This window comes from Streptomyces sp. NEAU-YJ-81, from assembly GCF_017592595.1.
GTDB classification, from domain to species: Bacteria; Actinomycetota; Actinomycetes; order Streptomycetales; family Streptomycetaceae; genus Streptomyces; species Streptomyces hygroscopicus_B.
This window is the reverse complement of sequence record NZ_JAGFNO010000031.1, coordinates 59,248-76,323: the sequence shown is the minus strand read 5'-3', so window position 1 is coordinate 76,323 and position 17,076 is coordinate 59,248. Positions and strand designations below refer to the sequence as shown.

14 protein-coding genes and 1 pseudogene are annotated in these 17,076 nt (G+C 70.9%); 10 read left to right on the top strand and 5 right to left on the bottom strand.

What is annotated here, in order from left to right; all coding sequences use genetic code 11:
• Positions 1 to 12: 12 nt before the first annotated feature.
• Positions 13 to 1,224 carry a sugar diacid recognition domain-containing protein gene (locus J5X86_RS40885; RefSeq protein ID WP_208521697.1) on the bottom strand — a complete coding sequence of 404 codons (1,212 nt, stop codon included), beginning with the start codon at positions 1,222 to 1,224 and terminating at the stop codon, positions 13 to 15.
• A 170-nt stretch (positions 1,225 to 1,394) separates the two neighbouring features.
• Here J5X86_RS40885 and J5X86_RS40880 point away from each other — a divergent pair, with 170 nt between their 5' ends.
• From J5X86_RS40880 to J5X86_RS40870, 3 genes are read left to right on the top strand one after another with little or no spacing between them, the layout of a single operon-like run.
• Positions 1,395 to 2,744, top strand: coding sequence for an MFS transporter (locus tag J5X86_RS40880; RefSeq protein WP_243982753.1), 1,350 nt, complete (start codon positions 1,395 to 1,397; stop codon positions 2,742 to 2,744).
• A 42-nt stretch (positions 2,745 to 2,786) separates the two neighbouring features.
• A complete protein-coding gene (locus J5X86_RS40875) occupies positions 2,787 to 4,073 on the top strand; it encodes an FAD-binding oxidoreductase (protein WP_208521696.1) in 1,287 nt (428 codons plus the stop codon).
• Positions 4,074 to 4,100: 27 nt separating this feature from the next.
• Positions 4,101 to 5,246: a glycoside hydrolase family 105 protein gene (locus J5X86_RS40870; protein ID WP_208521695.1), complete on the top strand. Its 1,146-nt coding sequence runs from the start codon at positions 4,101 to 4,103 to the stop codon at positions 5,244 to 5,246.
• 75 nt (positions 5,247 to 5,321) lie between these two features.
• Here J5X86_RS40870 and J5X86_RS40865 read toward each other — a convergent pair whose 3' ends face one another.
• From J5X86_RS40865 to J5X86_RS40855, 3 genes and pseudogenes are all read right to left on the bottom strand, one after another.
• Positions 5,322 to 6,404, bottom strand: a complete 1,083-nt coding sequence (locus J5X86_RS40865; RefSeq protein ID WP_208521694.1) for a sorbosone dehydrogenase family protein — start codon at positions 6,402 to 6,404, stop codon at positions 5,322 to 5,324.
• Between the two features lie 11 nt (positions 6,405 to 6,415).
• Positions 6,416 to 7,222, bottom strand: a complete 807-nt coding sequence (locus J5X86_RS40860; RefSeq protein ID WP_208521693.1) for a hypothetical protein — start codon at positions 7,220 to 7,222, stop codon at positions 6,416 to 6,418.
• A 90-nt stretch (positions 7,223 to 7,312) separates the two neighbouring features.
• Positions 7,313 to 8,533, bottom strand: a pseudogene (locus tag J5X86_RS40855) (glycoside hydrolase family 27 protein); the annotation flags it as partial.
• Between the two features lie 279 nt (positions 8,534 to 8,812).
• On the opposite strand from J5X86_RS40855, the gene J5X86_RS40850 reads away from it, so the two are divergent.
• From J5X86_RS40850 to J5X86_RS40820, 7 genes are all read left to right on the top strand, one after another.
• Positions 8,813 to 10,606, top strand: a complete 1,794-nt coding sequence (locus tag J5X86_RS40850; RefSeq protein WP_208521691.1) for a discoidin domain-containing protein — start codon at positions 8,813 to 8,815, stop codon at positions 10,604 to 10,606.
• A 158-nt stretch (positions 10,607 to 10,764) separates the two neighbouring features.
• Positions 10,765 to 10,908: a pyrroloquinoline quinone precursor peptide PqqA gene (gene pqqA, locus J5X86_RS40845; protein ID WP_078639109.1), complete on the top strand. Its 144-nt coding sequence runs from the start codon at positions 10,765 to 10,767 to the stop codon at positions 10,906 to 10,908.
• Positions 10,909 to 10,918: 10 nt separating this feature from the next.
• On the top strand, positions 10,919 to 11,833 hold the full coding sequence (gene pqqB / locus J5X86_RS40840; RefSeq protein WP_208521690.1) for a pyrroloquinoline quinone biosynthesis protein PqqB: 915 nt from the start codon (positions 10,919 to 10,921) through the stop codon (positions 11,831 to 11,833).
• The gene (gene pqqC / locus J5X86_RS40835) at positions 11,830 to 12,537 is read left to right on the top strand and encodes a pyrroloquinoline-quinone synthase PqqC (protein ID WP_208521689.1); all 708 of its coding nucleotides are present in this window, start codon (positions 11,830 to 11,832) and stop codon (positions 12,535 to 12,537) included. The genes pqqB and pqqC overlap by 4 nt, the downstream gene beginning before the upstream one ends.
• Complete coding sequence (gene pqqD / locus J5X86_RS40830) at positions 12,534 to 12,881, top strand: pyrroloquinoline quinone biosynthesis peptide chaperone PqqD (protein WP_208521688.1); 348 nt, start codon at positions 12,534 to 12,536, stop codon at positions 12,879 to 12,881. The genes pqqC and pqqD overlap by 4 nt, the downstream gene beginning before the upstream one ends.
• Positions 12,878 to 13,984: a pyrroloquinoline quinone biosynthesis protein PqqE gene (pqqE, locus tag J5X86_RS40825; RefSeq protein WP_208521687.1), complete on the top strand. Its 1,107-nt coding sequence runs from the start codon at positions 12,878 to 12,880 to the stop codon at positions 13,982 to 13,984. Before pqqD ends, pqqE begins: the two co-directional genes overlap by 4 nt.
• A gap of 90 nt (positions 13,985 to 14,074) precedes the next feature.
• Positions 14,075 to 15,553 (top strand): SDR family NAD(P)-dependent oxidoreductase, encoded by a 1,479-nt coding sequence (locus tag J5X86_RS40820; protein ID WP_208521686.1) that lies wholly within the window; start codon positions 14,075 to 14,077, stop codon positions 15,551 to 15,553.
• 240 nt (positions 15,554 to 15,793) lie between these two features.
• Here J5X86_RS40820 and J5X86_RS40815 read toward each other — a convergent pair whose 3' ends face one another.
• On the bottom strand, positions 15,794 to 17,056 hold the full coding sequence (locus J5X86_RS40815; RefSeq protein ID WP_208521685.1) for a glycosyltransferase family 4 protein: 1,263 nt from the start codon (positions 17,054 to 17,056) through the stop codon (positions 15,794 to 15,796).
• Positions 17,057 to 17,076 lie beyond the last annotated feature (20 nt).

Below are 17,076 nucleotides of genomic sequence, written 5' to 3'. Positions count from 1 at the left end.
GTAAGGTCAGGCTTACCTTACCTTGTCCTGAGTGGCGCTCTCCTGGAGGATGTCGGTCAGGCAGGCGAGATACATCTCGATGGCCTGGGCCGGCTCCCGCACCTGTCTCCCCGACAACTTTCCGATCTTCTCCAGCCGGTACAGGAGTGTGTTCCGGTGGATGTGCAGCCGCTCGGCGACCCGCACCAGATGAAAACCCCCCTCCGCCCAGCCGATCAGCGTCTCCCGCAGGGTCGGCCAGTCGGGCTGTCCGGGCAGCGCCCCCAGCACGGCGTCGGCGAACCGCGCCCGAGCCTGCCGCGGAGCGGCGCCCAGCAGATGCGGTATCCGCAGGTCGGCGGCGGTGAAAACGCGGTCGCCCGGGAAGACGGCCGGTCCGGTGCGCAGCGCGGTGGCGGCGTCGCGATAGGAGTGGTGCATCCCGGTGGTGCCCGCGCCCGGTTCGCCGACGGCCATCCGGCCGTCCAGACCGTGCCGGTCGTACAGCAGCGAGAGCAGATGGCCGCAGGCGTCGGCGAGCCGTCCCGGTGCCGTCCGCTCGCCGTGCGCGGCGGCCAGCACCACATACCGCCCGGCCGCCTGGACGCCCGCCACGTCCTGCCGGTCCCGGAACACCTCCCGTACGGTCCGCAGCACCGTGATCCGGGAGACCGCTGCCGCGCCCTCGTCCGCCGGGCTCACCTCCAGCAGCACCGCGGCCCGGGCCAGCCCGGGGGTCAGGCCCAGCTCCACCGCCCGGGCGTCCACCGCTCCGGCGTCGACCACCTCGGGGTCGTAGAGCGCGATGTCCCGTACGAAGTCGTCGACCGCCCGCTCGTGGAGCAGCCGCGAGCGCAGCAGCGCCGCCTCCTCCAGGAGGATCTCCGTCTGCCGCCGTACCACCAGGCCGAAGCGGTGCACCTCCGCCGGTACCCCGGTCAGGCAGACCGTGCCGATCACCTCCTCCCCAACGGTGATCGGCAGGCTCATCCCGGGCCGCACCCCGCGCATCCGGCCCGCCTGCTGGGCGGTGTGGGTGGCGGGCCGCCCGGTGCGCACCACCTCCAGGGACGCCTCGTGGACGGTGCCGACGCGCTCGAGGTCGCCGCAGCCGATGACAACCGCCGCGGGGTCGGTGATCAGCACATTGAAGCCGGTGATCCGGCCGATGTCCTGGGCGATCTCCTGAGCCAGCTCCGGGGTCAGGACGGGACGGCCGCTCATGGGATCGATCGAGGGGTCCATGGACGGATCGTACAAGCGTGGGCTTCCAGGTGGCGATCGGTTCGTACGATTCCAACGATGACCGACCGCCGGATGCTGCCTACCGTCTTCGGACATCAGCACCGGGCGCCTCGCGACCGCCCGGCCATCCGTCCTCCTCCTCCCCAGGAGCATCTCCTCAGGAGACGGCCATGAGCACAGCATCCCTGGAGAAATCCCGTCCCACCCGCACCCACTGGCTCATCACGCTCTACGCCGGCGGTGGTGAGTTCTGCGACGGCTACATCCTCAGCATCATCGGCGTCGCGCTTCCGCTTCTCGCCGCCGACTACCACCTCAACTCCTTCGACTCCGGAGTGGTCGGCTCAGCCTCCCTGGTCGGTATGTTCGCCGGCGGCCTGGTCTTCGGCTATGTCACCGACCGGGTCGGGCGGCAGAAGGTCTATCTCTTCGACATCGCCGCCTTCATCCTGCTCTCCGCGGCCCAGTTCTTCGTCAGCGACCCCTGGCAGCTCACCGTGCTGCGTTTCCTCATGGGCATCGCCATCGGCGCCGACTTCGCCATCGCGGGCACCATCGCCTCCGAGTTCGCGCCCCGCAACTCCCGGGGCCCGCTGCTGGTCATCATGGTCACCATGTGGTCGGTCGGCGCCGCCGTCGCCTACGTCGTCGGCTGGGCGATGATGTCCTCCGGCCATGACAACTGGCGCTGGATGCTCGCGAGCAGCGCCATCCCCGCCGTCCTCATCCTCCTGTTGCGCTTCGGCACCCCCGAGTCGCCGCGCTGGCTGCTCAGCAAGGGCCGCAACCAGGAGGCGGAGGCCGTGCTGAAGCAGATGCTCGGCCCGGACGCGACCCTGGCCGACCTGGAGGCGGACACCGCCTCGCGCACCCGCTACACCGATATCTTCCGCGGCGCCTATCTGCGCCGGACCATTTTCGTCAGCGTCTTCTGGGCCTGCCAGCTCCTGCCGATCTACGCCATCACCACCTACGAACCCACCATCCTGTCCTCCTTCGGACTGGCCGACGGCAACGACTCCTACCTGGGCTCGGTCGTGGTGCAGATCTTCTTCGTGCTCGGCTCGCTCTCCGGGATCCTGGTCATCAACAAGGGGCGGCGCACCCTGCTCCTGTGGAGCTTCGGCCTCTCCGCGATCCCCCTGCTCTGCCTCGCGGCCCTCGCCCGCCCCGCACCGGCCGTCGTGGTGGTCCTGTTCGCGGCCTTCGGCGTGGCGGCCTTCTCCAGCCAGTGCCTGCAGGCCATCTACCCCTCCGAGCTGTTCCCGACCGGAGTGCGGGCCACCGCCAACGGCTTCGCCACCGGCATCAGCCGGGTCGGCGCCGCGATCGGCACCTGGGGAGCCCGTCGTCCTCGACCACAGCACCCGGTTGGCCATGCTGCTCGGCGCGGTGATCTGCGTCATCGGCTGGGGCACGTCGTACGTCCTCGCGCCGGAGACCAGCGGGCTCACCCTCGCCGACGCCAGCGCGGCGGACGCGGACTACAGCCCCCGCGGGCGTCTTCGTGCCCGCCGTGACACCTCTACGACCACACCGTCCCCCGCGGTGAAGGAGCCTTCATGACCTCCCCGGACACCCCGCCCGCCACGGTCACGATCGTCGGCGGCGGAGTCGTCGGCCTGGCCTGTGCCCACTATCTCAGCGCCGCCGGGCTGCGGGTCACCGTCCTCGAACGCGACCGGCTGGGCAGCGGCGCGTCCCGCGGCAACGCCGGGGAGGTCTGCCCCGACCTGGTCGAACCGCTGGCCGCGCCCGGTGTTATCGGTACGGCGCTGCGCGGGCTGCACCGTCCGGACAGCGCGCTTGCCATCCATCCCCCGGCCGGTGCCGAACTGCTGCGGTTCCTGGTCCGGTTCGGGCTGCGGGCCACCTCGCGCCACTACGCGCGGGGGGCCGCCGCCCTCGGCGCGCTCGCGAGCGGCACCTTCGGGCTCTTCGAGGAGCTGGAGGCGGCCGGTGTCGACGGGGAGGCGCACAAGGACGGGTTCCTGTTCGCCTTCCCCTCCCGCGAGTACGCCGCCGAGGCGCTGGCCGCCTTCCGCCGGCTGGACGCCCCCATCGCGCCCGGCGGGGTGCTGGAGGGGGCCCGGCTCGCGGAGGCGGAGCCCTCGCTCACCGACGGCGCGCGGGCGGGGTTCGTGGTGGAGCGCCAGTGGTCGCTCGACCCCTCGCTCTTCGTGGACCGGCTCGCCGAGCGGCTGCGGGGCCAGGGTGTCGAACTGGTCGAGGGCGCCCGGGTGTCGGCCGTCACGGACCGGGGCGGCCGCACCGAGGTGCGCACCTCGGCGGGGACGTACCGGAGCGACGCGGTGGTCATCGCCGCGGGCGTCTGGTCGCGCGAGCTGGTCCGCGGGCTCGGCCTGGACGTCGACCTGGTGGCGGGCAAGGGGTACAGCTTCTCCGTGGCGGCCGAGCCGCCGCCCTCCCGCCTGGTCCACCTCGGCGCGGCCAAGGTGGTGCTCACGCCGATGGGCAAGCGGGTCCGGGTCGCCGGGACGATGGAGTTCGAGCGCGACGCCGACCGGTTCCGGCAGCGGCGCATCGATGCCATCGTCGCCGCCGCGCGCCCGTATCTGCGCCATGCCGACTGGGACGACCGCCAGGAGGAGTGGGTGGGGCCGCGGCCCATGACCCCCGACGGGCTGCCGCTGATCGGCCCGGTGCCCGGCCATCCCCGGGTGCTGCTGGCGACCGGTCACAACATGCTGGGGCTGATGCTCGCCCCCGCCACCGGTCGGCTGGTGGCCGGACTACTGACGGGTACGGCGGATTCTGGTCTTTCCTCCGCTTTTGCTCCGGTACGGAACGTTCGCCGATATTCTTGGCGTGTACATGGCGTCCAGTAGGGCGCCCTGACACCCAAGGAGATTCCAGTGATCAGTCGCAGAACCCTGCTCACGAGCACACTGGGCATCACCGGCGGCCTTCTCCTCCCGACGGCGGGCGCCGGCGCGGCGCCCGCCGACTGGTCCCGGGCGGTGGTGGACTCCACCATCGCCCGCTACCCCGACCCCGCCTCGCTCGGCGGCTGGGGCTACACCCGGGGGCTGTTCCTGCTCGGCGCCCACCGCGTCTACCAGCGGGTCAAGGAGCCCTCGTACCTGGCGTACATCAAGCGCTGGGTGGACAACTTCGTCGACGCCGACGGCCATATGAGCCGGACCTTCGACAACCTCGACGCGATGCAGTCCGGCAATCTGCTGCTGGTCCTCCACCAGGAGACCGGCGACCCCCGCTACCGGACCGCCGCCGACCAGATCCGGAACCGGATCACCACCTATCCGCGCACCGCCGACGGCGGGATGTGGCACGCCACCGGCAAGACCAACGAACTGTGGGGCGACGGCGTCTTCATGGCCCAGCCCTTCCTGCTGCGCTACGGCATCGCCTACGGCGACCAGGCGTACGCGTACGAGGAGGTCACCAGGAACCTCTCGGTGTACTTCCGCCACCTCAAGGCGTCCAACGGGCTGCTCTACCACGCCTTTGACGCCGACGGCGACGCCCCGTGGAAGCCCGATCCCGCCACCGGCACCTCCGGCTACTTCTGGGCACGGGCCATCGGCTGGACCGCGATGACCCATGTGGAGGTGCTGGAAACGCTCCCCGCGAACCACCCGCGCCGCGCCGAACTGATCGGCAACGTACGGCACTTGGCGAAGGGCTTCGTGCGCTACCAGGACGCGGCCACCGGCCGCTGGTTCCAGGTCGTCGACAAGGCGAGCGACCCCGGCAACTGGACCGAGACCTCCGCCTCCAGCATGTACACCCTGATGCTGCACGCGGCCCTGAAACACGGCTGGATCAGCGGCGGCGGCTACGCCTCGGCGGCACGCAGGGGCTATCAGGGCGTGCTGCGGAAGGTGTCGGTCGGCTCCGACGGGCTGACGAACATCTCCGACATCAGCGAGGGCACCAACGTCGGAGACCTGGCCTACTACCTCAACCGGCCGCGCAATACGAACGACCTCCACGGTCTGGGCGCCTTCCTGCTCATGAACGAGCGGCTCGCACACTGACACGGACGTAGGGGTGCGACACGGACGTACGGGCGCGGTCCGCGGACCGCGCCCGTACGCTCACCCGCGAAGGCGCTACTTCAACTCAACCTGGAACACCTTGTCCGCACCGTCCGGCTCCCCGCCGTTGTTGTCGGCGTTGGTCGTGGACAGCCACAGCGTGTTCTTGCCCGGCACGGTCTCCACGGTGCGCAGCCGCCCGTAGGAGCTGGTGTAGTACGCCTTGGGGGTGCCCGCGCTCGTCCCGTCCACCGGGATCCGCCACAGCCGCTCACCGCGCAGCGCCGCCAGGTACATCGCGCCGTCGGCGTAGGTGACCCCGCTGGGCGAGGCGTCGCCGGTCGGCCACTGGCGCTTGGGGCTGGTCATCCCCGAGGTGGAGCACTCGCCCTCGCAGATCGGCCAGCCGTAGTTCTTGCCCGCTTCGATGAGGTTGAGCTCGTCGTACTTGCTGTCGCCGAACTCGGCCTCCCACAGCCTCCCCTGCGGATCCCAGGTGATGCCCTGCGGATTGCGGTGGCCGTAGGAGTAGACGAGCGTGCCGAACGGATTGCCCGGGGCGGGCTTGCCGTCCGTGGTCATCCGGAGGATCTTGCCGTTCAGGGAGTTCTTGTCCTGGGCGAGATCGGGGGTCTGGGCCTCCCCGGTGGTGGCGTACAGATAGCCGTCCGGGCCGAACTTCAGGCGTCCGCCGTTGTGGTACTTGTTCTTCTTGATGCCGGTGACGAGCGCCTTGTAGCCGCTGAGCGAGGAGCCGTCGTAGGTCATCCGGGCGATGCGGTTGCCGTCGGAGGCGGTGTGCATCAGATAGACGGCGTGGTCGCTGTTCCAGTTCGGGGAGACCGCGATGCCCAGCAGCCCGCCCTCACCGCCGGTGGTCACCACGTTGGGCACGGTGCCCACCTTGGTCCTGGTGCCCGACTGGGTGAGCTTGTAGAGGAGATACGAATCGCGCTCGGTGATCAGGGCCGAGCCGTCGGGCAGCCAGCTCAGCCCCCAGGGGATCGACCAGCCGGACGAAACGGTCTTGATGTCCGAGGGGGCCGAATCGGCCGCCGAGGTCGCGGCGCTGCCGGTGCCGGTCTGGGTGAGCAGCAGCCCCGCGGTGAGTGCGGTGGTGGCGGCCGCGGCCACCAGGGTCTTCCGATAGCTCTTCATCGCGCGCCCTCCTACTGGAGCTTGTATGCCTTGAAGTTCCGGGTGAGCAGATATGTGGTCTGGAGGCCGGTGCTGTTCAGGCTCCGGTAGATGCCCCACTTGGGACGCAGATAGTTCTTGCCGCGCCACAGGTCCAGGCCGGTGCGCTTGTACGAGGCGACTTGTCTGCCGTCGGTGGTCACCGACCAGTCGGCGTACGCGCCCGAGTCGGCCGCCTTGACCTCGACCGACACATCGCTCCACGTGCCCTGGAGCGGCTTCATGTCGGCGGCCCCGGCTTCGGTGAGGTTGTCGTCGTCGTCCGACGTCCGGATCTCGACCTTCGGGCCGTCGCTGTGCTGGTGCAGCGACATGGTGAACAGCGGGGCGGCCACGTCCCCCACCTTGATCTGCATGATGTGGGTGAAGCTGGTGGTCGCGTCGAGAGTGTCCGGCACATACATCTGGTACTGGATCCGCCAGGTCTCGTTCTTGAGGATCTTGACGGCGGAGCCGTTCTGCTCCATGCCCCTGACCTCTTGGCGCTGGCGGTCGGTGCTGGTGTCGACGTCCTTGGGGTAGTGGATGTCGGTACGGAAACCGCCCTGGTAGGGGTAGATGTGGGTGACACCGGGATGGGAGTCGGCGCGGTCGTCCTCGGCGCCCTCGAAGGCGTCGGCCACGCTCGCCCCCGATGCGGGGCTCCACTTCAGACTCCAGGACGCGGCCGGCGTCTGCGGGGACCGCTCGGCACCGTAGGCGACCGCGGCCGGAGCGATCAGTGCCGCCGTCGCCGCGAGGGCGAGGGCGGTGCGCGGTAAGAGCGGTGAACGCTCCATCAAGGATTCTCCTGTCTGATCCTTGTTCACATGGGGGGACTGTAAGGAAGGCTTCCTAATGCGTCAACAGGTCAGCCACGGTCAGCCGCGGGAGACCCGGTAGACGACCGTGCCGTGCGCGGGCACCGAGGCGCTGATCGAGCCGCTCGTGGTGGAGGTGGCCTTCGACCACAGGTCCTTCAGGCGGTACGAGGACGAGCCGCCGAGGCCGATCGCGCTCGCCGTCGTCGAGATGGTCTTGCTGGACGAGTTCTCGTTGAGCAGCGCCACCGCGCGGTCGCCGTTGGCCAGTTGCTTGGTGTACACGGTCTTCCCGCCACTGGAGGAGACGATGGTGGCCTGCTTGCCCAGAGTGTCCTGGTCGAGCGCGATGATGTCGGTGTTCTTCAGGATCGACTGGGTGGTCGCGGAGGCGTTCCGGATGTCGCTGCCGATCAGCAGCGGCGCCGCCATCATCGCCCACAGGCTGAAGTGGGTGCGGTACTCGGTGGCCGTCATCCCGCCGTTGCCGACCTCCAGCATGTCGGGGTCGTTCCAGTGGCCGGGGCCCGCGTACTGCGCCAGATCGTCGTTGATGTGCAGCTTGTCGATCATGCTGGACCACTTGTCGCTGATGTCGCCGGTGGTGCGCCAGGAGTTGCCGACCGGCTCGCCCCAGGTCCACACCTTGGGCGTGGTCTGGCCCCATTCGCACAGCGAGTAGAGGATCGGGCGGCCGGTGGCGGCGAGCGCGTCGCGCATGGCCTTGTAGCGCTTCTGGGCGTCGACGCCCTGGTTGTTGCAGTTGTCGTACTTGAGGTAGTCCACGCCCCAGGAGGCGAACTGCTTGGCGTCCTGCTTCTCGTGGTCCAGCCCGCCCGGGAAGCCGTTCGCCGCGTTGCAGGTCTTGGTGCCGGCGCTGGTGTAGATCCCGAACTTCAGCCCCTTGGCGTGCACATAGTCCGCCACGGCCTTGATGCCGTTCGGGAAGCGGGTGTGGTGGGGCACCAGATTGCCGCTCGCGTCCCGGCTGGGCTCGGCCCAGCAGTCGTCGATGTTGACGTAGGTGTAGCCCACGTCCTTGAGGCCGAGTGAGACGAACGCGTCGGCGACGCCTTTGACCATGGACTCGTTGAACGAGGCGTCGCAGTGGGTGGCGTTCCAGTTGTTGAAGCCCATCGGGGGCGTACGGGCCAGGCCGTTGTCCAGCGCGACGGCCTGCGGCGCCGCGGTGGTGAGGCTCACGGTGAGGGCGCCGGCGGCGACCGTGGTGGCCGCGGTGACGGCCGCGAGGCAGGAGCGAAGACCGCGTGATCGTGTGGATCTTTGCATGATCATCTCCTTTGAGCGCGGACAGTGCATCGCGGAAGGTAGGAGGTGTGGTGCGATGAGTCAAGGAATGGTGTGGACCAAGGGGGTGGTGGTGTGGGTGGCGGTCGGCGGAAAATGGCCAACTACCAGCAGGTTCCGCTTGTTTCCTGGCGTCGCACAGGGAATGTGCAGCCGGAGAGGTCGGAGGATTTTTGACGCACGCTTCTTGACCGGACCCCAACAGCCGGTGACGCTGCAACAGAACGGCACATGACCGTACGCCCCCGAGAAGGAGCCCTCATGGGCCGCAGATCGTGCCGGCGCCTCGGCGCCTGGCTGGCAGCCGTGCTGTCGCTCGTCGCCACCCTCGCCCTGACCGGTCCCGCCCCGGCGCGGGCCGATGTGGTCAACCCCCGCCAGCAGTGGCTGCGCGACTCCCAGGCGGGCCTCTTCCTGCACTGGGGCATGCGCACCTCACCCGGCTACACGAGCTGCTCCGCCTGGGAGAAGGCCGTCACCGACGGCGGCTGGAAGGCCGACTACTGGGTGGCCGAGGCGAAAAAGCTGCACGCCTCCTACCTGGTGCTGGCCTCCTTCCACAGCCGTCTGGGCTACGCCCGGGCCTGGCCGTCCGCCGTGCCCGGAAGCTGCTCCACCAAGCGGGACTTCCTCGGCGAGCTGATCGACGCGGCGAACGCCCAGGGGCTGAAGGTCATGCTCTATATGACCGACGATCCGCAGTGGCATGCCGAGGGCGGCCATGAATGGCTCGACTCGGCGGCCTACTCGGCCTACAAGGGCCATGACGTCGACCTGACCACGCGCGACGGCTTCGGCGAATACTCCTACGACAACTTCGTGGAAGTGATGCGGAAGTACCCGAAGTTGTCCGGGTTCTGGATCGACAACGACAACGACTACTGGATCGACCACGGGCTCTACGAGAAGATCCGCGCCGACCGTCCCGGCTGGCTGCTGAGCAACAACAACGAAGACACGCCGATCATGGACACGGTCAGCAATGAGCAGAAGACCGGGATGACCCCGGCCTACGACTATCCCCAGGCCATCTGGACCCCGCAGCCCCGGCTCACCGAAGCCTGCTTCAAGCTGCCCAGCAGCGGGGCCTGGTGGTACAGCGGCACCGACTCGGCGGTGGACCACGGACTCACCCTCGGCCGGCTGATCAGCAACTCCGGATCCTCCGTCAAATCGCTCATGGCCGAAACCGCCCAGGTGAACGGGCGGTTCCCGAGCAAGCAGGAAGCCTTCAACGACTACGCCAAGAGCTATCTCGACAAGATCTGGGGGTCGCTGGGCGGCACCGAGGGCGGTGGCTACTCCTACGGCGGACTGCGGCCCGGCGCCTGGAACGACGGCGCCCACGGGGTGACCACGGTGAGCAAGACCGACCCCGACCGCCACTTCGTCCACGTCCTCACCAGGCCCTCGGGCGCCACGCTGACCGTGCGGGACAACGGCTACAAGGCGACCGGCGTCACCGACTTCCGCACCGGCAAGAAGCTGAACTTCCGCCAGAGCGACGGCAGGATCACCATCTCCGGCATCACCACCTGGGATCCGTACGACACCGTCCTCGCGGTCCGCACCGACGGCCGCCAGGGTGTCGTTCCGGCCAGTTCGATCACTGCGAGCGCCAGCGTCTCCGCGAGCGGCCACCCCGCCTCCGCCGTGCTCGACGGCGATCCGGAGACCTACTGGGACAACAACACCACCCTGCCCGCCTCGGTCACCTTCGATCTGCGGTCCGCCAAGAGCCTGCGCTATCTGGCGGTGAACCAGCGGGAGTGGTCGGTCTCCTACGCCCGCTCCGACACCGAGCAGTCCGCCCGCATCCGCGACTACCAGGTGCAGGTCTCCGGCGACGGGCGCGACTGGGGCAGCCCGGTGGCGAGCGGAACGCTGCCCAGCGCCCGCGGGGTGGCGTTCATCGACATCCCCGCCACCACCAAGCGCTATGTCCGGCTCACGGTGAACAGCACCTGGGCGGCGGCCACCGACACCAAGCACTACCGCAAGCTGCTGCTCGACGAGGTGCGCATCGGAACCGCCTACCCCGGCAGCGGCTCATGACCCCGTGCCCGACGACGACGCCATCGACCATCGCGGACGACGGCACCACCCCCGACGGCGGGGCGCTGCGGATCCTTCACCGCCGACCAACGGCCCGACTGACGGTCCGTCCCGTCCCGTTGACCAATCCCCACCCAGATGGAAGGCAGGTCGAAGCCATGAACGACACCACACCGCACACGGCTCCCGAGGCGACGGACCGGACCCGTACGGACGCCGGGGAAACCGCCTGGCAGACGCCCGACTACGTGGTCGTGGAGACCGCGCTGGAGGTCACCGCCTACTCGCTGAACGCTCGCTGAGCTCCCCGCCATGCGCGTGCGCGTGCTCGGCACCGCGGCGGGTGGCGGCGTACCCCAGTGGAACTGCGCGTGCCCCGGATGTTCCGGGGCACGCGCCCACCCGGGGTGGCGCCGCCGCCATGCCTCGCTCGCCGTCGAGGCCGCCGAAGGCCGCTGGTATCTGGTCAACGCCACCCCCGACCTCGGCGAACAGGTCGAGGACTGCCCCGAGTTGCACCCCGGACCCGAACCGCGCCGGACCCCGCTGGCCGGGGTGATCCTCACCGACGCCGAACTCGACCACACCCTCGGCATCGCCCGGCTGCGCGAGGCGGACGGCATCGAGATCGTGGCCACCGCCCCGGTGCGCCACGCCCTGCTGACCGGACTCCACCTGGGCGAGGTCCTCACCCCGTACGCCCGGCTGGACTGGCGTCCCCTCGGCCCCGAGGACCGGCCGCTCGCCGAGGACTCCCGCCTCGTCGTCGGCGCCGTCCCCGTCTCCGCCAAACGCCCCCGCTACGCGACCGGACTCGACGCCCCGGACGACGACGCCCCGGACGACGACGCCTGGGTGGTCGCCCTGCGGCTGACCGACCGCACCACCGGCCGCACCCTCCTCTACGCCCCCGCGCTCGCCGCCTGGCCCGACGCCTTCCAGCGCGCCGCCGAGAGCGCCGACCACGTCATTGTCGACGGCACGTTCTGGTCCGACGACGAGCCCCTCACCAGCGGATTCGGCTCGCGTACCGCCACCGCCATGGGGCATCTGCCGATCGACGGACCGGACGGCACGGCGCGGCGGCTCGCCGCACTCGAAGCGCGCACCCTGTACACCCACCTCAACAACACCAACCCCCTCAACGACCCGGCCGCGCCCCAGCACACGGTGCTGCGCGAGCTGGGCGTCGAGGTGGCCGCCGACGGGATGGTGATCGACCTGTGAGCACCCCACGGACACGTCTTGAGGAGCGGTTGCGCGCGGTCGCGCAGGAGCGCTACCACGACCGACACCCCTTCAACGTACGGATGCACGCGGGCGAGCTCACCCCCGCCGAACTGCGCCGCTGGATCCTCAACCGCTTCCACTACCAGCGCCACATCCCCATCAAGGACGCGCTGATCACCGCCAAACTCGACACCGCACGGCTGCGCCGGATGTGGCTGCGGCGCATCCAGGACCACGACGGCGCCGCCGACGGCGAGGGCGGCATCGAGCGATGGCTGCGGCTCGGCGAGGCCGCCGGCCTGGACCGGGACCGGCTGCTGTCCGGCGCCGAGGTGGTGCCCGGGGTACGGCTCGCGGTCGACGGCTACGTCAACTTCTGCCGGTTGCGCGGCCCGCTGGAAGCCGTCGCCGCCTCGCTCACCGAGCTGTCCGCGCCCGGCATCATGCTCACCCGTATCGACGCCTTCGAGCGGTACTACCCCTGGATCGAGCGCGAGGGCCTGGCCTACTTCCGCAACCGGGTCGACCAGGGGCGCCGGGACAGCACCGAGGCGCTCGACCTGGTCCTGACCTGGGCGCGGACCCCCGAGGACGAGGACCGCGCGGTGGCGGCGCTCGCCTTCAAATGCGATGTGCTGTGGTCGCTGCTGGACGCGGTCGAGCACGCCGACACCAAGGACGGCCCCGGGGAGGGGGCATGACCGCCGCCGACACCCCGCCCGCCCCGGATGCCCCGCCCGCGCCGGACACCTCACCCGCCCCGGATACCCCGCCCGTCCCGCCCGCCCCGGCCGGATGGCGGCCCGCGCTGGCCCCCGCCGTGAGCCTGCGCCATGACCGGGTGCGTGACGCCGATCTGCTGGTGCTGCCCGAGCGGGTGGTGGTGCTGCGGGGCAGCGCCGCCCGGATCCTGCGGCTGTGCGACGGCGCCCGCGACCTCGACGCCATCGTGGCGGAGCTCACGAGCCGCTTCCCCGGCGCGCCCGTGGCCGAGGACGTGCCCGCTTTCCTCGGCCGGATGCGTACGGAGGGCTGGGTCCGATGACCGCCGCGCCCCGCCCCTGGGCCCTGCTCGCCGAGCTCACCCACGGCTGCCCGCTGCACTGCCCCTACTGCTCCAACCCGCTGGAGCTGGTCCGCCGCTCGCGTGAGCTGTCCACCGCCGAGTGGACGCAGGTGATGCGCCAGGCCGGGGAGTTCGGCGTGGTGCACACCCATCTCTCCGGCGGGGAACCGCTGTTGCGCCGCGATCTGGCCGAGATCGTCACCGCCGCCGAGTCCGCCGGGATCTACACCCAGCTCGTCACCAGCGGTGTGGGCCTGGACGAGCCCCGGCTGGCCGCCCTGATCGCCGCCGGGCTGCGCAGTGTCCAGCTCTCCCTGCAGCACGCCGACCCGGCCGCCTCCGACCGGATCGCCGGGTACCGCTCGTTCGCCGCCAAGGAGCGGGCCGCCGCCCTGGTGCGCGAGGCCGGTCTGCCGCTCGGGATCAATGTCGTCCTGCACCGCGACAACCTCGACGCGCTCGACGCCATCATCCAGCGCGGCCTGGACTGGGGCGCCGACCGGATCGAGCTGGCCAACACCCAGTTCTACGGCTGGGCGCTGCGCAACCGCGACGTCCTGCTGCCCACCCGCGACCAGCTCGCCCGGGCGCGGGAGACGGTCGAGCGCCGGCGGCAGGGGCTGGGCGGCACCGTCGACCTGGTGTGGGTCGTGCCCGACTACTTCGACGGCGTCGCCAAGCCCTGCATGGGCGGCTGGGGCGCGGTCTCGCTGACCGTCGCGCCCGACGGCACCGCGCTGCCCTGCCCCGCCGCCGCGAGCCTGCCGGACCTGGACCCGCCCAATGTGCGCGACCACACCCTGGAGTGGATCTGGGACCACTCCACCGCCTTCAACCGCTACCGGGGCGAGGAGTGGATGCGGGAGCCGTGCCGCACCTGCTCCCGCCGCACCGAGGACTTCGGCGGCTGCCGCTGCCAGGCGTACGCCCTGACCGGCGACGCCGCCCGTACCGACCCGGCCTGTGCGCTGGCCCCGGACCACGGCGTGATCCGCGCGCTGACGGACGCCGGGCACCCGGCCGGAGCACAGGCCCCGGCGCGGACCGGCGGCTATGCCTACCGCAAGCCCGGAGGAGGGTGAGGACGGGCGCGGTTTGGCGCATACGCCTCCGCTTCCGTAAAGTTTCGCCGTTGTCCAGGGGAACAGGCGAACCAGAAAGCGGCAGCGGCGATGACGGTGATAGACGAAGGCCGGGCCGAACAGGCGGCGGCCGAGGAGCCGGGCATCGACCCGGAGCGGCTGGCGACCTGTCTGAGCGTCCTCGAGGAACTCGACCGGCTGCCGGTCGACCACCCCGACGCGATCATGGTCCGCCGGGCCACCTCCGGCATCTACCGCAGCGTGAAGCAGCGCAGGCGCCAGGAGCGGCGGGCCGCGAAGACCGCGCATGACAAGGCCGTGACCGAGGCCACCGCCACCGGGGCCGCCGACCGGATCGACGACGAGACGCTGGGCCGCGCGCTCAGCAGCTCCGTCTCCACCGAGATCGCGGGCATCCTGGCGCGCGCCCGCTCCTGCTATGTCTGCAAGACCCGGTTCGTCGAGGTCGACGCCTTCTATCACCAGCTGTGCCGCGACTGCGCCGCCGAGAACCGGGCCCGCCGCGACGCCCGCACCGACCTCACCGGGCGCCGTGCCCTGCTCACCGGCGGCCGGGCGAAGATCGGCATGTACATCGCGCTGCGGCTGCTGCGCGACGGCGCGCACACCACCGTCACCACCCGCTTCCCGGGCGACGCCATCCGCCGCTTCAAGGCCATGCCGGACAGCGGGGAGTGGCTGCACCGGCTCAAGGTCGTCGGCATCGATCTGCGCGACCCCGCCCAGGTCATCGCGCTGGCCGACGAGGTCAGCGCCGCGGGCCCGCTGGACATACTGATCAACAACGCCGCCCAGACCGTCCGCCGCACACCCCAGGCGTACGCGGAGCTGATAGCGGGCGAGTCGGCGCCGCTCCCCGCCGGGGAACTCCCCGAGTCCCTGGTCCTCGGCGCCTTCGGCAGCGGCGCCCAGGCGGCCCTTCCGGCGCCCCGCACGCCACAGGACGGCGCCCTCACCCCGCAGGACCTCACCGCCCTCGCCCTCACCAGCGGCTCCGCCTCACCGGCCCGGATCGAGGCCGGGACCGCGATCGACGCGGGCGGGCTGGTCCCGGACCTGGACCCGACCAACACCTGGGTGCAGCGGGTCAACGAGGTGGACCCGGTCGAGATGCTCGAGGTCCAGCTCTGCAATGAGACGGCGCCGTTCATCCTGGTGAGCCGGCTGCGCCCGGCGATGGCCGCCTCGCCCGCCCGGCGCAAGTACGTGGTCAACGTCTCCGCGATGGAGGGCAAGTTCGGCCGGGGCTACAAGGGCGCGGGCCATCCGCACACCAACATGGCCAAGGCCGCGCTGAACATGCTGACCCGCACCAGCGCACGGGAGATGTTCGAGGCCGACGCCATCCTGATGACGAGCGTCGACACCGGATGGATCACCGACGAGCGCCCGCACCCGGAAAAGATGCGGCTGGCGGCCGAGGGCTTCCACGCCCCCCTCGACCTGGTGGACGGCGCGGCCCGGGTCTACGACCCGATCGTCCGGGGCGAGAGTGGCGAGGACCTCTTCGGCTGCTTCCTGAAGGACTACGCCCCGACGTCCTGGTAACGCCGGGGCGCCGCCCAGGCCCTGTCCGGCGGATCGTCGCGGGCCCGTGACGCCTGGCACGCGCCTCCGCGTCGGGGGCGCGCGGCAGGGTGACGCCCCCGGCGGGCGCGGCCAGGCTGGACCACGGCATGGGCCACCGCCACCACGGCGAGCCAGGGCACCTCGCGGGGCGGCTCCGCGACCCCGGCCGTAGCGTTTACGGGCGCGCCCGCGCCTCGTCCGGCGCGGTCCGCCGTGGGGTCAGGCGCTCGCCTTTCCGCCCGCCGCCGGGGTGCGGCGGGCGGGGGAGATGCCGAAGCGGCGGGCCAGGCGCCGCAGGCGGGCACGGGCGGCGGCCCGGCCGCGCTCCCAGAAGCGGGCGAACCGGCTCGCGCGCAGCTCCTCGAAGAGCTGGTCGTAGCGCAGGGCGAGCGGCGCGGGGTCGTAGGCGCGGGAGCTCTCCAGGGCCGCCGCGGCCATCGCCTGCCGGGCCGGGGCGTCGGCCATCAGGTCCATCAGGGCGCTCGCCAGCGCCTGCGCGTCCCCGGTGGGGACGAGCCGTCCGGTGACCCCGTCCTCGATGATCTCGGCGGGGCCGAGCGGGCAGTCGGTGCTCACCACCGGCACCCCGCAGCGCATGGCCTCCACGATCGTCATCCCGAACGACTCGGCGTCCGAGGCGACCGCGACCAGCGACGCCTTCGCGAACTCCTCCTCGATGGGGGAGTAGGACCCCATCAGCTCCGCGCTCCCGGACAGGCCCAGCCGCTCGATGCGCTCCGCGAGCCGCTCCTTTTCCGCGCCGCCGCCGTAGATCCGCAGCCGCCAGGCCGGGAACTTCGCCGTGACCTCCGCGAAGGCGTCGATCAGCAGGTCGAAGCGCTTGCCGCGGACCAGTCGCCCGGCCGCCGCGATCACCGGCGTGGTGCCCTCGGAGGGGGCGACGGCCGGTTCGGGGACGCTGTTGGGTATCGCCAGGGTCTGTACCCCCGGCAACGGCATCTTCTTGCGGTAGATCGCGGCGTCCGCCTCCGTCGTGGTGACGATGGCGTCCAGCAGCCGGTAGTGCGGGGCCAGCTCCCGCCGCAGCTTCTTGCTGTGCGCTTCGTACCGCAGATGCTCCTGGGCGATGCGCAGCGCACGACGGGGGGCGAAGCGGGATATGTAGACGTTCACCCCCGGCCGAGTGCCGATGATCACATCGGCGGGGCAGTCGCGGAGATACTCCGCGGCCCGCGTGTCGATCAGGCGGTTGTACTGGTGGTGCCGCTTCTCGGCGGCCGGAAAGTCCCGGCTGGCCTCGAAGAACAGCGGGTCCTTCGCGTCCGCGCTCTCCGGACGCGAGTCCACCAGGGGGACCAGCCGCACCCGGGGGTCGAGGGCGAAACGCGGCGTCTCGCGATGCCGCATCATCGAGACGATCTCCACCTCGTGGCGGTCGGCGAGCGCCGTCGCGAGATTCATCGTCGTCCGGATCGTTCCGCCGATCCCGTAGGCGTTGTGCAGCAGGAATGCGATCTTCATGCGGTATTTTCTCCGGCCGG